Below are 15,318 nucleotides of genomic sequence, written 5' to 3' on the forward strand. Positions count from 1 at the left end.
CCGATGGGCTGTCTCAATCAGGAGGCGGCCCTTTTTTTACGTAATCGCCTCCACCCGCCACCCCTGGCGTTTGCAATGTTCCAGCACCCGCGGCAATGCAAAGCTCATCCGGTCCCACGCCTTTTCACTGTCATGAAACACCACAATAGAACCGGCCTGCAGCTTGAATACCACGTTCTGCACACAGGCTTCGCCGGTAATAGCGGTGTCGAAATCGGCGCTCAGCACGTCCCACATAATGATCCGGTAATTTTGCTTCAGTTGTTTTACCTGGAAGGGGGTGATACGGCCGTAGGGGGGCCGGAACAGATCGGAGCGGATGTATTGGGCGGCGTCGCCAATATTGCTGAGGTACGCCTGGGTGCCGGTTTTCCAGCCGTTGAGGTGGTTGTGGGTGTGATTGCCTACAGCATGGCCTTCCAGCAGTATCTGCTGATAGATATCGGGGTGCTCCACCACATTTTTGCCGATGCAGAAAAAGGTGGCTTTGGCGTCATATTTTTTCAGCTGTTCCAGCACGAAGGGCGTGGCTTTTGGGTGGGGGCCATCGTCGAACGTCAGGTATACGACCGGCGCCGCGGGAGAAAAATTCCAGATGCAGCTTTTGTACAATGATTTAAGCAGGGCTGGCGTCTTCGTGAAATAGAACATGCATGATAGTTTATCCGGTATCCAAAATCTCGTTCCCAAGCCCGAAATTATTATTTTTGCGGCGTATGAGTCAGAAAAAAGTACGGGTGCGCTTTGCACCAAGCCCTACCGGCGGCCTGCACCTCGGCGGTGTGCGCACGGTATTGTTCAATTACCTGTTTGCCCGCCATCATGGCGGCGAATTTGTGTTGAGGATAGAAGATACGGACCAGACCCGCTTTGTGCCGGGCGCGGAAGAATATATTATGGAGTGCCTCCGCTGGTGTGGACTGGAGGCTGATGAAGGTCCGCATAAAGGCGGGCCTTACGCCCCGTACCGGCAAAGCGAGCGCAAGGAATTGTACCGCCGCTATGCTGAACAGCTGGTGGAAGCGGGACATGCTTACTATGCTTTCGACACGCCGGAAGAGCTGGAAGCCATGCGGGAAGTGGAGAAAGCGAAAGGCAACTACGCGCCGCAATACAACCAGGCCGTGCGCGGCATCATGCGCAATTCGCTCTCACTCGGCGCGGCGGAAGTAAAGGACCTGCTGGAAAAAGGCGCGCCGCATGTGATCCGCATCCGGATGCCGGAGCAGGAAGAGGTGCGTTTTACCGATATGATCCGTGGTGAAGTGAGTTTTCAGGCCAATACGGTGGATGATAAAGTATTGCTGAAGGCGGATGGCATGCCTACTTATCACCTGGCTGTTGTGGTGGATGATTATCTGATGAAGATCACCCATGCTTTCCGGGGCGAGGAATGGTTGCCCTCCGCGCCGGTACATATCCTGTTGTGGAAATACCTGGGCTGGGAGGCGGACATGCCGCAATGGGCGCACCTGCCGCTGATCCTCAAACCGGATGGTAACGGAAAACTCAGCAAACGCGATGGCGATCGTTTAGGCTTTCCCGTTTATGCGATGAACTGGACTGACCCGAAGACCGGCGAGCTGACCAAAGGTTTCCGCGAGAACGGATTTCTCCCCGAAGCCTTCGTGAACATGCTGGCCATGCTCGGCTGGAACGACGGTTCCGGGCAGGAGATATTTTCCATGGAAGAGCTGATCGAAAAATTTTCGATCGGGCGCGTACACAAAGGCGGCGCCAAATTCGATTACGAAAAAGCAAAATGGTTTAACCACCAGTATATCCTTAAAACGCCGGACGATAAGCTGGCGGCACTGTTTCAGCCGGTATTGCAGGAAAAAGGAATCACGGCGGATGCAGCGTACGTTGCCCGCATTGCCGGTCTGGTAAAAGAGCGTTGTCATTTCGTGAACGAGATATGGGACCACGGATTTTTCTTCTTCGCAAAACCGGAGAAATATGATGTAGATGCTGTGAAACCTAAATGGAGTGCGGAAAAGCAGGCATTCTTCGAAGCGTGGATGACGGTATTGGAAGGGTTGGATGATTTTTCATTTGCGCCGGTCGAAGAAAGTTTCAAACAGCTGGCCGCGGCAAAAGGCATCAAGCCGGGCGAACTGCAGCTGCCTTTCCGCATCATGCTCTGCGGAGGAAAGTTCGGGCCTCCGGTGTTCGCGATCGCGGAAACGCTGGGGAAAAAAGAAACGATTGAAAGGATGAAACTGGCGCTCGCGGCGTTTACAGTATAATTCCAAGCATAAAAAAAGTCCGCCTGGTTTATCACCGGCGGACTTACATTATATAAATATTAGCATTCCATGACCTGGGGTGGAGTTGACGTTTTCAACGGCTCCTTCTGGGAAACAGATCACTGTTTTCCACGGCAACCCACTGGCTGATTTTTCTGACTTCATTTTCAATTGAAGACAATCTGCCTTCTACCGAAGATAACCTACCTTCCACCGAAGATAACCTATCTTCCACCGAAGATAATCTACCTTCCACTGCGAGGAATCTTTTGTTAAAGGTCGTCTCCATTGAATCCATACGGTTCTCCATTGAGCCCATACGATTATCGAGAGACGTTACCTTGACCAAAATTTCCTGTAAAATGTCCGTTTCAGTCATGAGCAAAATTTTAAAAATTTGCTCAAGGTATTTAAAAGTGTGATACTGGCCAAATCATATTCCGTCAGATATCACCCTTTCTTCGCTTCCTTCGCCCAGGTATCTTTCAGCGTCACCGTCCGGTTAAACACCGGCTTGCCCGGTGTTGAATCCGGGTCTACCGCAAAGTACCCTTTGCGCAGGAACTGAAAACGCTCGCCGGGTTGCACATCCAGCAGCGCAGGCTCGATGTACGCCCGGGGGATCACATGCAAAGAATCCGGGTTGATGTACGATTTAAAATCTCCTTCTTCCGAAGCAGGGTTCTCTACTTTGAACAGCCGGTCGTACAACCGCACTTCCGCGGTGGCGGCATGCGCGGCGCTCACCCAGTGGATGGTGCCTTTCACGCTGATACCGCTTTTGTCTGAACCGCTGTGGCTTTCCGGGAGATAGCTGCAATAGATCGTGGTCACATTGCCGTCCGCATCCTTGTCGAAGCTATCACATTTGATGATGTAGGCATATTTCAGCCGTACCATCAGGCCGGGGCTGAGACGGAAGAATTTCTTCGGCGCATTTTCCATAAAGTCTTCCCGCTCGATGTAGAGCGTATTGCTGAAGGTCACCTTGCGGTGGCCGGCGCTGGCATCTTCCGGGTTGTTTTCCGCCTGCAGCTCTTCGGTCTGGCCTTCCGGATAGTTGGTGATCACCAGCTTCACGGGGTCCAGCACCGCCATCACGCGGTTGGCCGTTTTGTTCAGCTCCTCGCGGATGCAGAATTCCAGCAGCCCCACGTCTATCAGGTTATCCCGTTTCTGAACGCCCACGCGGTCCGCAAAGGTGCGGATGCTGGACGGAGTGTAACCACGGCGGCGGTAAGCGCTGAGCGTGGGCATGCGCGGATCGTCCCATCCGTTGACATGCTTTTCGTTCACCAGCTGCAGCAGTTTTCGTTTACTCGTTACCGTATAGTTCAGCGCGAGGCGCGCAAATTCATATTGACGGGAAGGGAAGATCTCCAGCTTTTCGATGAACCAGTCGTATAGCGGGCGGTGCGGCACAAATTCCAGGGTACAGATGGAATGAGTGATCTGCTCGATGCTGTCGCTTTGCCCGTGGGCGAAGTCGTACATCGGGTAAATGCACCAGGCGTCGCCGGTACGGTGGTGATGCGCGTGCTTGATGCGGTACATCAGGGGGTCGCGCAGGTGCATGTTGGGAGCGGCCATGTCGAGCTTCGCCCGCAGCACCTTTGCGCCGTCGGGGAATTTACCGGCGCGCATGTCTGCGAACAGCTGCAGGTTCTCTTCCACGCTGCGGTCCCGGTACGGGCTGTTCTTGCCCGGTTCCGTGGGCGTACCTTTCATGGCTGCGATCTCGGCGGCGGAAGAATCGTCCACATAAGCCAGTCCTTTTTCGATCAGCTTTACGGCAAAGCCATATAATTGCTCAAAATAGTCGGATGCATAAAACTCCCCGGCCCACTGGAAGCCGAGCCACTGAATGTCCTGCTTGATGGAATCCACATATTCGGTTTCCTCGGTAACGGGGTTGGTGTCGTCAAAGCGCAGGTTGGTCTGGCCGTTGTATTTTTTTGCCAGCCCGAAATTGAGGCAGATGCTTTTGGCATGCCCGATATGCAGGTAGCCGTTCGGCTCCGGGGGGAAACGGGTCAGTATCCGTCCGCCATGAACGCCGTTGGCAATGTCTTCTTCAACGATCTGTTCTAAAAAGTTCAGTGATCTTTCTTCACTCATATATTGTAGCTTTTACCGAATTGCAAATGTAAGAAAACCACTTCAGCCGGGAAAACCCTACATTTACAATCCAATAAAGCATTATGATCCAGTCCAATCAACGTCCGATACGTGTGCTGGTGGCCAAGGTGGGCCTCGACGGGCACGACCGCGGCGCCAAGGTTATTGCCGCGGCCCTGCGGGATGCCGGCATGGAAGTGATCTACACCGGCCTGCGACAGACCCCTGAAATGGTGGTGAACGCCGCCCTGCAGGAAGATGTGGACGCCATCGGCATCAGTATCCTTTCCGGCGCCCATATGACCGTATTCCCCAAGATCATCGCCATGATGAAGGAAAAAGGGATGAACGACGTGCTCCTGACCGGGGGCGGCATCATCCCGGACGCAGATATGCAGGAATTGTACGCCTTGGGCGTGGGAAAACTCTTTCCCCCCGGCACCCATACGCAGGAAATTGCGGACTATATCGCAGGCTGGACAAAGGAACACCGGGAATTTTAAGAATTTTTGAAACTTTTTTGTAACCCGATCGTCTTACCATCAAAGGCAATATCCATCCATTCACCAAGTAAAGAACCAGGTATGAAATTTATCCGCTACACACTTATCCTGCTGGCGCTCGCTGCCACCACGGAGCTTCATGCGCAGGAAGACAGCACCGAAGTCAAAAAGAAGGAAAATACCAAAAAGATCACCTATCACTTCCACCTATACGCTCCGCCAAAGCCCCGCCACAGCTACATTACCCACGGCGGCAACGGTCCCCTGCTGTCTTTCGCCAACGTGAAAGACAACGATGAGCGCATCCGGAACATCCCCCGTTTTACCATTTTCTTCAACGTGGGTTCCAACTATAATTACGACTTCTCCAACAACTTCGGAATATTTACCGGGTTGAATATCAAGAATATAGGTCTGATTACGAAGGAAGACTCCCTGAAGCTGAAACGCCGCGTGTACACCCTGGGCGTTCCCATCGGCCTCAAATTTGGGAACATCCGGGACGGCTTCTTCTTTTTCATGGGAGGAGAATATGACCTCGCCTTCAACTATAAGGAAAAAACCTTCATCGACGGCGACAAAAAGAGCAAATTCAACGAGTGGTTCAGTGACCGGACCCCGCTGCTGATGCCTTCCCTGTTCGCGGGCTTCCGCTTTTCACCCGGCTTCGGCGTGAAAGTGCAGTACTACCTGAACGATTTCTTCAATAAGGACTTCTCCCAGACCGTGAACGGCGTGAAGCAGTACCCTTATCAGAACCTCGATGCCAACATGGCTTTCGTAACGCTGAGCTACAACTTCGGCGGCTCCTCCATCAAGCGCCACGACTACCATCAGACGAAGACCAAATACCGGAAAGGCAGCAAGGTGATCATCGAAAAGAAAACGGTGATCGACAATTGATCCGCACAACAGCTATGATATTCGGGGCGCCACCAGATGGCGCCCTTTTTCATTTCGGTGGTGGCGTATTAAACCTTAATTTAGATGAGGCAAAAAACTACTGAAGATATGTATAAGACACTCACCACCACGTTGAACGATGGCATCCTGGAGATCGCCATCAACCGGCCGGATAAAATGAATGCGCTGAACCAGGACGTAATGAAAGACCTCGGCCTTGCGATCGACGAGATTTACAAGCGGGACGAAGTGCATGGGGCCATCATCACCGGCTCCGGCCCGAAAGCCTTCATCGCCGGGGCGGACATTGCAGAGTTCCTGACCCTGTCCCCCAACCAGGGCATGGAGCTGGCGAAGCGCGGCCAGGTGGTGTTCCAGCGGATAGAAGTAAGCCCCAAGCCCATCGTTGCCGCGGTGAACGGCTTCGCGCTCGGCGGCGGATGCGAGCTCGCCATGGCCTGCCACGTGCGCGTGGCAAGCAACAATGCAAAATTCGGACAGCCGGAAGTGAACCTCGGCATCATTCCCGGCTACGGCGGCACGCAGCGGCTGGTGCAGCTCGTGGGCAAAGGCAAAGCCCTGGAAATGATGATGACGGCGGACATGATCAACGCGGAGGAAGCCCTGAAGTGGGGGCTGGTGACGCATGTGACCACCCCGGAAGAGCTGATGGACAAGGCCCGCTCCATTGTGCAGAAGATCCATACCAAAGCGCCACTGGCCATCGCAAAGGTGGTCAGATGCGTAAATGATTATTTCAAGGAGGATGTGGACGGATTTGAAACAGAGGTGCAGGAATTCGCCAAATGCTTCGCCACCAGCGATCTGCAGGAAGGCGCCGCGGCTTTCATCGAAAAAAGGGCCGCCCGTTTCAAGGGCGAATAACATGATATTTGACAGCCTTTCCTAAACCGTAATTGCCTATTTTTACGGCCCAAAATACTACCATATGGATTTCAGGATAGAGAAAGACACGATGGGAGAGGTAAAAGTGCCCGCCAATGCCTATTTCGGCGCACAGACCCAACGCTCCATCGACAATTTCAGGATTGCACAGGACATCAACAAAATGCCCAAAGAGATCATCCGGGCATTTGCTTACCTGAAAAAGGCCGCGGCCCTCACCAACCAGGAGGCCGGCGTATTGCCCGCCGAAAAAGCCACGCTGATCGGCAAAGCATGCGACGAAATACTCGAAGGCAAGCTGGACGCGGAATTTCCGCTGGTGGTTTGGCAAACCGGCTCCGGCACACAATCTAATATGAACGTAAACGAAGTGGTGGCCTACCGCGCGCATGTGCTCAACGGCGGCCAGCTGACGGATAAAGACAAAGTGGTGCATCCCAACGATGACGTGAACAAATCACAATCATCCAACGATACATTCCCCACCGCCATGCATATCGCGGCGTACAAAATGCTGCTGGAAGTAACCATTCCCGGCATCAAAAAGCTCCGCGAAACACTGGCGAAGAAGTCAAAGGAATACATGCACGTGGTGAAGATCGGGCGTACTCACTTCATGGACGCCACGCCGCTCACACTGGGCCAGGAGATCAGCGGCTATGTGTCGCAGCTGGACCACGGCCTGCGTGCCATCAAAAACAGCCTGCCGCACCTGAGCGAGCTGGCATTGGGCGGTACCGCCGTAGGCACGGGCATCAACACGCCGGAAGGATATGCGGAGAATGTAGCGAAGAAAATTGCGGAACTGACCGGCCTGCCTTTCGTGACCGCGGAAAATAAATTTGAATCACTGGCCGCGCACGACGCCATCGTGGAAGCACATGGCGCGCTGAAGACCGTTGCCGTAAGCCTGATGAAGATCGCGAACGACATCCGCATGCTCAGCTCCGGCCCCCGTTCCGGCATCGGCGAGCTGTTCATCCCGGACAACGAGCCTGGCTCCTCCATCATGCCCGGTAAAGTGAACCCCACGCAATGTGAAGCCCTCACCATGATCGCGGCACAGGTAATGGGGAACGACGTAGCCATCAACATCGGCGGCGCTACCGGCCATTTTGAGCTGAACGTGTTCAAGCCCATGATGATCTATAACTTCCTGCACTCCGCAAGGCTGCTCGGCGAAGGCTGCGTGAGCTTTAACGACAAATGCGCGGAAGGGCTGGCGCCGATCGAGGCGAACATCAAAAAGCATGTGGACAATTCACTGATGCTGGTAACGGCGCTGAACACGAAGATCGGTTACTACAAAGCGGCCGAGATCGCGCAGAAAGCGCACAAGGAAGGCACCACGCTGAAGGAAATGGCGGTGAAGCTGGGATATGTGACCGAAGCGGAGTTTGACGCCTGGGTAGACCCAAGCAAAATGGTCGGTAAAATTTCGTGATGTAATTGTCTGATAATAAAAACAGCGCCGTTCATCTGAACAGGCGCTGTTTTCTTTTATGGCAAGTATAGCGTCGTCTATTTTAAAAATGCGAGGATGATCGTGCGCAGGCTCATGGCGATCACCAGCACGCCTACCATGATCATCAGCGGTTTCCTTTTCATCCTTTTCACCAGGATCGCGGCAAAGGGTGATGCGATCACACCGCCGATGATCAGCCCGATGATCACCTGCCAGCTGTCGATACCATTGAAAAGCAGGAAGGTGCCGGCGCTGGACACGGATATAAAAAACTCCGCTGCATTCACGGAGCCGATGGTATAGTTCACGGTGCGTCCCTTGCTGAGCAGGGTGGAGGTCACAATGGGCCCCCATCCGCCGCCGCCCACCGCGTCCATGAACCCGCCAAAGAAGGCCAGGGGGCCGAGCCGGCGGGTTTTGCTTTTCGGTTTGTTGCGTTGCAGCGCCTTGCGCAGGATCAGGATGCCGAGGATCATGAGGTAAGCGCTCATGAAGGGTTTGATGATATCGCCGTCGATCCGGTCAGACAAAAGATAAGCGCCGATAACGGCGCCGATCATGCCGGGGATGAGTAAATGAAGGAACAGCTTTTTGTTGACGTTGCCCAGCTTGAAGTGCGCAATGCCCGAGGCGCCGGTGGTGAACACTTCCGCTACGTGCACGCTGGTGCTGGTCATTGCGGGAGATACGCCAAGCCCCAGCAGCAGGGAAGACGAGGTTGCGCCGTAAGCCATGCCCAGCGCGCCGTCCACTACCTGTGCCATCAGCCCCACGCCCATGAAGAACAGGAGCTTGTCCGTAAATACGCTCTTGGTAAACTGCGCAATGCGTGTCTGCGTATCGTGCGAAATACCATAAATATATGTGAACCAAAGGCCGGCCACCACCACCAGTACGGAAATACCGATCGTTATCCAGATCCAGCGCTTCCTGTTATTGTCTTCATTGACAAGATCAATCAGCACCTTCTGTGTTTCAACGGTAGCTACCCGTTGCTCAACCTTATCGATCACCTCGTTATTCGACATAAATTATATTTCTTGTATAGTCTACAGGAATTGTGGACTAAAAATATACTTAATCCCCGGTATATCCAAATATTTTGGTCCGGATTATGAAAAATGAGGGAGACTGCGGGATTACATCACCTGCTGCCGGTCGTCCACAATGGCTCCGGTTTCCACGGTAGGATGCGTTTCTTCTGTTTTCTTCACCAGGAAACGTTTCTGGAAGAGGAGGATGGCGATCACGCCCACGGAGATCGCGGCGTCGGCAATATTGAATACCGGGCGGAAGAAAATGAAATGTTCACCGCCCCAGAAAGGTACCCAGCTGGGCAACGTACCGTCAAACAGGGGGAAATACAGCATGTCCACTACATTCCCGTGCAGGAATGTGCCGTAGCCGCCGCCTTCAGGCAGGAACTGCGCTACTTCATAGCGGGTGCTGGCGGAAAAGATCAGGCCGTAGAACATGCTGTCGATCAGGTTGCCGGCTGCGCCGGCCAGTATCAGCGCGCCGCAGATCAGCAGGCCGGTATGATATTTTTCCCTGACGAGCTTCTTCATGTAGAAAAATCCGATCACCACAGCTACCAGGCGGAACAGCGTAAGCGCGATCTTGCCGAATTCCCCGCCGAATTTCAATCCATATGCCATCCCTTCATTTTCAATAAAATGGATGTAAAACCAGTCGGAGATCATGGGAAACTGCTCTGCAATGGCCATATTCGTTTTGATCCAGAATTTCAGCACCTGGTCTACCAGCAGGATCAGCACGACTATCAAGACTATGTGACGATATTTCAAAACCTTCAATTTTCCCAAAAATAATGTATTATTTGAAAGATGCTAACCAGTTGTTGTTATGTTTTACTCCTGGAAGTATACTCTTTTCACCCGTTGCGAAATGCCGGCGAGTATTTCATAGGGAATGGTGTCCGCCCATTCCGCGACCTGCTGTACGGGCAGGTCTTCCCCGAAAACGATCACTTCATCACCTTCTTCCACGCCCGGTATCTTCGTTACATCCAGCATGAGCATGTCCATCGCCACTACGCCGGCTACGGGAGCGAGCTTGTGCCGCACCAGCATTTTGCCGTTGTTGTTACCCAGCCTGCGCGGGTATCCATCGGCATAGCCTATACGAACCGTAGCGATCACGGAGGGTTCTTTCGCGGTCCATTTTCCACCGTAGCCAACGGTATCGCCGGCGGGTATACATTTCAGCTGTGCTACGGTTGTTTTCAGCGTACTCACATTGCGCAGGTTTTCTGAAAAACCGCCCGCATTGTCCACGCCATACATGCCGATGCCCAGCCGCACCATGTCCAGCTGCAGATCAGGATGGCGGTGAATGGCGGCGCTGTTGGCGATGTGACGGATGATGGCATATCCCAGCTGCGTTTGCAGGTTTACGCTCATCCTGTTGAACAGCTGCGCCTGTTTGCGCGTGAAGTCATCGGATGCGGGATCTTCACTGGCTGCCAGGTGGCTGAATACGGACTGTACCCTGAAGAGGCCGTCCATTTTCAGGCGCTGCACCAGCAATTCCATGTCCTGCGCCTCAAAGCCGAGGCGGTGCATGCCCGTGTCCAGCTTGATGTGCACGGGATAGTCCGTTTTGTTGGCATAGCGCACCACTTCTTCGAACTGTTCCAGGATGTGCATGGAATACAGCTCCGGTTCAAGGTTCCATTGCAGGATGGCGTCGAATGTAGTGGGCTCGGGGTTCATCACCATGATGGGCAGGGTGATGCCCGCGCGGCGAAGCTCCACGCCTTCATCCGCATACGCTACCGCAAGATAATCCACGCCGTGGAACTGCAGCAGGCTGGCGATCTCGTAGCTGCCGCTGCCGTAGGAGAAGGCTTTCACCATCGCCATGAGCTTTGTGCCGGGCTTCAGCCGCGCCTGGTATGCTTTGATATTGTGCGCGATGGCGCTGAGGTTGATCTCTAAAATGGTCTGATGCGCTTTTTGTTCCAGCAGCTTGCCGATGCGCTCGAACTGGAACACGCGCGCGCCTTTCACGAGAATGGTCTCGTTCTGGAATTCATCGGGGTTGAATTGCTGGAGGAACTCTTCCGTGGTGGCGTAAAAGCTGCTCTTCACATTCCGGAAGCTCTGCTTCTCGCGGCCAATGTTCTTCCCGATGCCGATGATCTTCTGAATGCCTTTCTGTTCCAGCATGCCGGCCACTTCCTCGTAGAGGGTGGCGTCGCTTTTCCCGCTTTGCAGGATGTCGCTGAGGATCACGGTGCGGGAAGGATGCTGCCGTTGCTGCTGCAGGAATTCCAGCGCGATCGCGAGGGAGCCGAGATCGGAATTATAGCTGTCGTTGATGATGCTGGAATTGTTGATGCCCTGCTTCAGTTCCAGCCGCATGGCGATGTTGCCGAGGTGGTCCATGCGTTCCTGGATCACGTCCTGCGGTTTGCCGAGGTAGAGCATCAGCGCCCAGCAGTGGATGGCGTTTTCGATAGAACCCTCGTCCACAAAAGGTATGCGGATGAACAGCGGTTCCTGCTTGTAGAGCGCATCAATGCGGGTATGGTTCTCGTTCTTGTCCACGCCAATGATGCGGAGGTCGGCATCCGTTTTACGGCTCCAGGTAAGAAGCTGCAGGTCGTTATCGATCTCGCGCTTGCCAACGAGGTTGTGGAAGCTGTTCACGCATTCATTCAACGCGAGATAGTCCTTGCAATAGATCAGCACATCGCTTTTCATGAAAAGGATGAGCTTTTCATTCACTTTCTGGCGGATGTTGAGGAAGCCTTCGTTATGGGCTTCGCCGACATTGGTGAAGATGCCGATGGTGGGGCGGATGATCTTTTCCAGGTTCACCATTTCGCCCGGCTGCGAGATGCCGGCCTCGAAGATGCCGAGCTGGTTTTCGGGCTTCATCTGCCATACGGACAAGGGCACGCCGATCTGCGAGTTGTAGCTTTTCGGGCTGCGCACGATGTTGTAATCTTTTTCCAGCAGCTGATGGAGCCATTCTTTGACGATGGTCTTGCCGTTGCTGCCGGTGATGCCGATCACGGGGATGTTGAACTGCTGGCGGTGGTACGCTACAAGCGTATGCAATGCCTGCATGGTGTTCTTTACCAGGATGATGTTGGCATTCGGATATTCGTGAAGGGGCGGCGGCTCGCTGACAACAAAGTTGCTGACGCCTTTCTGGTAAAGCTCCGCAATGTACTGGTGCGCATTGCGGCGTTCGCTGACGAGGGGGATGAACAGGGAAGTTTCCGCTGTTAATAATTTGCGGCTGTCCAGCAAAATATGCTCAATCTCCGGATTCCCGGTCTGCTGCAACAATTCACCCTTCAGGATCTTGCTGATACTTTCTGCTGTGTACAATTTTAATATGGTTTTAAGCAGAGCGTCCGGGGACTCTAACCCGGACGCTCTAAATATGTCAAAACTATTCGTCGAATTTGCCTTCCGGTTTCACCGGCAGCTTTTTCTGGAACAGGATGGAGTATACAATGGAGCCTGCGAGGCATACTACAATAACGATCAGTGAAACCCATACGGGCAGCTTGAAATGCCATATCTCCGCCAGCATTTTCAGGCCGATGAATACCAGCACGATGGCGATGCCCTGCTGCAGGTAGTCGAATTTGTCCACCGCGCCGCGCAGCAGGAAGAAGAGCGAACGGAGGCCGAGCACGGCGAAGATGTTGGAGGTGTACACCACCAGCGGCTCTTTTGAAATGGCGAACACGGCGGGAATGGAATCCAGCGCAAAAACGATGTCCGTCACCGCCAGCATTACCACTACCACGGCGAGGGAGGTGAAGTATACCTTGCCGCTGTGGTTGATCGTAAATCGGTCGTTCGGGTCCGCATGGGAAATGCGCATGTACTTCTGCATGAAGCGGTAGGCGAAATTCTCTTCCGGCTTGAATTCTTCATGCTGGTCCACCACGAACATCTTGATGCCCGTGTACACCAGGAAGGCGCCGAAGATATAGAGTATCCAGCCGAATTTCGCGATCAGCGCAACGCCCACGGTGATGAAGATCGCGCGGAAGATGATCGCCATGAGGATGCCGATCAGCAGCACCCGCGCATAGCTGGTTTCCTTCACCTTGAAGAAGCCGAAAATGAGAATGAATACGAAAATGTTATCGATCGATAGCGACCATTCCATCAGGTAGGCGCTGATATATTCGATGGCCATCCGGGAGCCGTCCTCATACCAGATAAAACCAAAGAAGCCGAATGACAGGGCAACCCAGAAGCAGGTTTGCAGTAATGCTTTTTTAATAGAGATGACCTGACCTTTTTTGCTTAGTAACCCAAGGTCGAAAATCAGGGCTAAGACGATTACAATACCAAATACGGCATACGTCCATTGTTGCGATGTCATTGAAGGTGGAAAATTTATTGAAAGGCAAAGATAATGCTTTAGAAGTTTCCTTTGCCGGTAATTGCTGCTTATGCTGCGGCATACCTGCGCTGGCGGATGAACTGGAACACCATGGCAAACAGCAATATAGCGCCGATAGGCACGGCGAAGGCGATCAGCTGCCATTTGGTGCGGTCCCGCTTCACTTTTTCGGCGTCCAGGAGCCGCAATGTTAATTCCCTGTTACGTGTATCCATGATGGGGGCCTTGCTGGTCAGGTATTCCATGCAATTGAGGAAGAATTCCTTGTTGGCGAACACGTACTGGGGGTTGAACTCGTTCACGCCCATTTGCAGGGGGCCGCTTTTTTGTGAAATGGCATTGGTGATGATATCGGCGTCGCTGACCACGATCATGCGGTTCACAGTATCCGCGCTGGCTTTGAAATCTTTACCGGTGGCGGATTTCAAGGCTGCGCGCTCTTCGGTGCTGATGCGGTGGTTGTACAGGGAAGTGAATTTTCCTTCCAGCAGCACCGCTGCGGGCACATGCCGCTGGCGGTAGTCCCGCGGGTTGGGCTGTTGCTGTACGCTTTCGAGGCTGATCTCCACGGGGGCGCTCAGCGTGCGGCTATGGTCTGAAGTAGCCAGCAGCACGGTTTTCCGGATGTTGTCATCTTTGATGGTGTCTATGGAATGGGCGAAGCGGCTCATCACCAGGTCCATATTCCGGACGATGGGATGGCTGTTGCCGGGCGTCAGCAGGGGGAAATAGGGGAAGGGGATGGGTTGTATCTGCGGTTTGTCGCCGATATGGCCCACCACCAGCGGGATCATGTCGCTTTGCAGGTCCATGACCAGGTCCGGGTTTATGCGGGCGCCGTACTTGAACAGGAGGTCCTGCAGCTGGAGGTCGCGGTTGATGGCTACGAAGTTGCGGCCGCGCAAGCTGTCTACCGAGGCGTTGAGGGGCTCTATGAACCAGATCACCTTGCCGCCGTTCATGACGTACTGGTCTATCTTGAGCTTGTCCTGGTCTGAAAACGTTTCCAGTGGCCGTACGAACAGCACCGCATCAAATTCTTCGGGGATGAAAGCGTCGTGTTTGAGGTTGATGGTATCTACCTGGTAATGTTCATGCAGAGTTTTCAGGGCGTCGTAGATGTTAGCGCCTTCCGGCTCGCCGTGCCCGAGCATATAGCCTACCAGCGGGCGTTCCGGCTGCTGCAGCTGGTAGATGGCGCTGGTGAACCTGTATTCCAGGAGGGCTTCCGAGCTGTTGAGTGCCTGCATGGGATCAAGGCCGCCCTGACTTTTAAGCAGGTTCACGGCGATTTCGCGCCCCTGGTAAGTAATGACCGCGCCGGGGAAGATCAGCCTTTCCGCATAGGCGTCGCTGTTATCTTCCTGCACCTGCAGGTTGAACGGCAGGATGCCTTTAGACATCAGCGTGTCCTGGAAAGACATCCGCAGCGAATCCGGCAGGTCTGTACCGGGATTGGTGAACCTGAACCGGATGTTATTGCCTCCGTACTGCTGGAACTCTTCCAGCAGCTCACGGGTGGCGTCCGCCAGTTGACGGAAACCCGCGGGGTAATTGCCTTTCAGGTATACTTCTATGTTGACGGGCGCATCCAGGCCGCGGAGCAGCTGGCGGGTGGAGGGCGCGAGGGTATAACGTTTCTCGGCGGTAAGGTCCCACCGCGCATGAATATACGAAGCCGCAATGTTCAGGGCTACCAGCAGCAATATGACGCCGATAGTACGTTGCAGGTATTTTTTACGTTTATCCGTTCTTGTTATTTCCATGGTTCATC

The 15,318-nt window shown here is 53.7% G+C and carries 13 protein-coding genes; 5 read left to right on the top strand and 8 right to left on the bottom strand.

What is annotated here, in order from left to right; translation table 11 throughout:
• Positions 1–36 precede the first annotated feature (36 nt).
• Positions 37–651 (bottom strand): polysaccharide deacetylase family protein, encoded by a 615-nt coding sequence (locus CCY01nite_RS09330; protein WP_146859956.1) that lies wholly within the window; start codon positions 649–651, stop codon positions 37–39.
• Between the two features lie 65 nt (positions 652–716).
• Here CCY01nite_RS09330 and gltX point away from each other — a divergent pair, with 65 nt between their 5' ends.
• The gene (gene gltX, locus CCY01nite_RS09335; protein WP_146859958.1) at positions 717–2,249 is read left to right on the top strand and encodes a glutamate--tRNA ligase; all 1,533 of its coding nucleotides are present in this window, start codon (positions 717–719) and stop codon (positions 2,247–2,249) included.
• Positions 2,250–2,343: 94 nt separating this feature from the next.
• On the opposite strand, the gene CCY01nite_RS09340 is transcribed toward gltX, so the two are convergent.
• Together CCY01nite_RS09340 and CCY01nite_RS09345 are read right to left on the bottom strand one after the other, a co-directional pair.
• Entirely contained in the window at positions 2,344–2,628 is a 285-nt protein-coding gene (locus tag CCY01nite_RS09340; RefSeq protein WP_146859960.1) for a hypothetical protein, read from the bottom strand.
• 71 nt (positions 2,629–2,699) lie between these two features.
• Complete coding sequence (locus CCY01nite_RS09345) at positions 2,700–4,367, bottom strand: glutamine--tRNA ligase/YqeY domain fusion protein (RefSeq protein WP_146859962.1); 1,668 nt, start codon at positions 4,365–4,367, stop codon at positions 2,700–2,702.
• 83 nt (positions 4,368–4,450) lie between these two features.
• On the opposite strand from CCY01nite_RS09345, the gene CCY01nite_RS09350 reads away from it, so the two are divergent.
• The 4 genes from CCY01nite_RS09350 (at position 4,451) to fumC (ending at position 8,123) form a co-directional block, all read left to right on the top strand.
• The gene (locus tag CCY01nite_RS09350) at positions 4,451–4,870 is read left to right on the top strand and encodes a cobalamin B12-binding domain-containing protein (protein WP_146859964.1); all 420 of its coding nucleotides are present in this window, start codon (positions 4,451–4,453) and stop codon (positions 4,868–4,870) included.
• 81 nt (positions 4,871–4,951) lie between these two features.
• On the top strand, positions 4,952–5,773 hold the full coding sequence (locus CCY01nite_RS09355) for a porin family protein (RefSeq protein WP_146859966.1): 822 nt from the start codon (positions 4,952–4,954) through the stop codon (positions 5,771–5,773).
• Between the two features lie 108 nt (positions 5,774–5,881).
• Positions 5,882–6,658 (top strand): enoyl-CoA hydratase/isomerase family protein, encoded by a 777-nt coding sequence (locus CCY01nite_RS09360; protein ID WP_146859968.1) that lies wholly within the window; start codon positions 5,882–5,884, stop codon positions 6,656–6,658.
• A gap of 64 nt (positions 6,659–6,722) precedes the next feature.
• Entirely contained in the window at positions 6,723–8,123 is a 1,401-nt protein-coding gene (fumC, locus tag CCY01nite_RS09365) for a class II fumarate hydratase (protein WP_146859970.1), read from the top strand.
• Between the two features lie 77 nt (positions 8,124–8,200).
• Here fumC and CCY01nite_RS09370 read toward each other — a convergent pair whose 3' ends face one another.
• From CCY01nite_RS09370 to gldG, 5 genes are all read right to left on the bottom strand, one after another.
• Positions 8,201–9,172, bottom strand: coding sequence for a sulfite exporter TauE/SafE family protein (locus tag CCY01nite_RS09370; RefSeq protein WP_146859971.1), 972 nt, complete (start codon positions 9,170–9,172; stop codon positions 8,201–8,203).
• Positions 9,173–9,283: 111 nt separating this feature from the next.
• On the bottom strand, positions 9,284–9,952 hold the full coding sequence (locus tag CCY01nite_RS09375) for a lipoprotein signal peptidase (protein WP_246129897.1): 669 nt from the start codon (positions 9,950–9,952) through the stop codon (positions 9,284–9,286).
• Between the two features lie 63 nt (positions 9,953–10,015).
• Positions 10,016–12,508, bottom strand: a complete 2,493-nt coding sequence (locus CCY01nite_RS09380; protein ID WP_146859973.1) for a bifunctional UDP-N-acetylmuramoyl-tripeptide:D-alanyl-D-alanine ligase/alanine racemase — start codon at positions 12,506–12,508, stop codon at positions 10,016–10,018.
• A 64-nt stretch (positions 12,509–12,572) separates the two neighbouring features.
• On the bottom strand, positions 12,573–13,523 hold the full coding sequence (locus CCY01nite_RS09385) for a TerC/Alx family metal homeostasis membrane protein (RefSeq protein ID WP_146859975.1): 951 nt from the start codon (positions 13,521–13,523) through the stop codon (positions 12,573–12,575).
• Between the two features lie 68 nt (positions 13,524–13,591).
• Entirely contained in the window at positions 13,592–15,310 is a 1,719-nt protein-coding gene (gldG, locus tag CCY01nite_RS09390) for a gliding motility-associated ABC transporter substrate-binding protein GldG (protein WP_146859977.1), read from the bottom strand.
• Positions 15,311–15,318: the final 8 nt, after the last annotated feature.

Source organism: Chitinophaga cymbidii (assembly GCF_007992715.1).
Lineage (GTDB): Bacteria > Bacteroidota > Bacteroidia > Chitinophagales > Chitinophagaceae > Chitinophaga > Chitinophaga cymbidii.

Bases quoted from the DNA above. Each gene is read 5' to 3' on its own strand.
- CCY01nite_RS09330 (WP_146859956.1), bottom strand. From the start codon at position 651: ATGTTCTATTTCACGAAGACGCCAGCCCTGCTTAAATCATTGTACAAA.
- gltX (WP_146859958.1), top strand. From the start codon at position 717: ATGAGTCAGAAAAAAGTACGGGTGCGCTTTGCACCAAGCCCTACCGGC.
- CCY01nite_RS09340 (WP_146859960.1), bottom strand. From the start codon at position 2,628: ATGACTGAAACGGACATTTTACAGGAAATTTTGGTCAAGGTAACGTCT.
- CCY01nite_RS09345 (WP_146859962.1), bottom strand. From the start codon at position 4,367: ATGAGTGAAGAAAGATCACTGAACTTTTTAGAACAGATCGTTGAAGAA.
- CCY01nite_RS09350 (WP_146859964.1), top strand. From the start codon at position 4,451: ATGATCCAGTCCAATCAACGTCCGATACGTGTGCTGGTGGCCAAGGTG.
- CCY01nite_RS09355 (WP_146859966.1), top strand. From the start codon at position 4,952: ATGAAATTTATCCGCTACACACTTATCCTGCTGGCGCTCGCTGCCACC.
- CCY01nite_RS09360 (WP_146859968.1), top strand. From the start codon at position 5,882: ATGTATAAGACACTCACCACCACGTTGAACGATGGCATCCTGGAGATC.
- fumC (WP_146859970.1), top strand. From the start codon at position 6,723: ATGGATTTCAGGATAGAGAAAGACACGATGGGAGAGGTAAAAGTGCCC.
- CCY01nite_RS09370 (WP_146859971.1), bottom strand. From the start codon at position 9,172: ATGTCGAATAACGAGGTGATCGATAAGGTTGAGCAACGGGTAGCTACC.
- CCY01nite_RS09385 (WP_146859975.1), bottom strand. From the start codon at position 13,523: ATGACATCGCAACAATGGACGTATGCCGTATTTGGTATTGTAATCGTC.
- gldG (WP_146859977.1), bottom strand. From the start codon at position 15,310: ATGGAAATAACAAGAACGGATAAACGTAAAAAATACCTGCAACGTACT.